This window comes from Aerococcus sp. L_32 (assembly GCF_050689315.1).
Genome location: NZ_JBOEQF010001033.1, coordinates 1 through 662 on the forward strand (window position 1 = coordinate 1; position 662 = coordinate 662).

Sequence of the window (662 nt, forward strand, 5' to 3'; positions counted from 1 at the left end):
GCCTTTTTCAAATCATTTAAAAGATTTTCAGCATCGGCTAAGTCTTTGGCGGCTTCGGCTGATAAGTCTTCGTATTCGTGACGTTGGGCTTCTAAATCAAGCAACATTTCGTTGAGATTTTGGCTATCTTCCTGGATATAAGAACGTGCTTCATCCACCATTTCAACTGGTAAACCTAGTCGTTGGGAGATATCAAAGGCGTTAGAGCGACCTGGCACCCCAATCAGCAATTGATAGGTTGGTTCCAAGGTGATTTCGTTAAATTCCATCGAGGCATTAATGGCCCCAGGATGATCGTAAGCGTACGTTTTCAGTTCCGGATAATGGGTAGTGGCCAATACGCGGGCGTTTAGGAAGGCAAAACGGTTTAGTACCGCGATAGCGATGGCTGCCCCTTCTTGAGGGTCGGTACCAGAACCCAACTCATCGATTAAAACTAGCGAATGTTCGTCTGCAGCCTCAACAATACGGATAATATTCGTCATATGTCCTGAGAAGGTGGATAAACTTTGTTCAATGGACTGCTCGTCACCAATATCCGCAAATATTTCTTTGAAGATTTCTACCCGAGAATCTGCCTTGGCAGTAATATATAAGCCTGATTGAGCCATTAATTGCAGTAGACCGACTGTTTTCAAGGTAATGGTTTTACCACCGGTGTT

General features: G+C 44.3%; 1 protein-coding gene. It reads right to left on the reverse strand.

All coding sequences use genetic code 11. The features are described from left to right. A partial coding sequence (locus tag ACRCJ0_RS18040; RefSeq protein ID WP_431391513.1) for a MutS-related protein occupies positions 1-662 on the reverse strand: 662 nt, incomplete at both ends.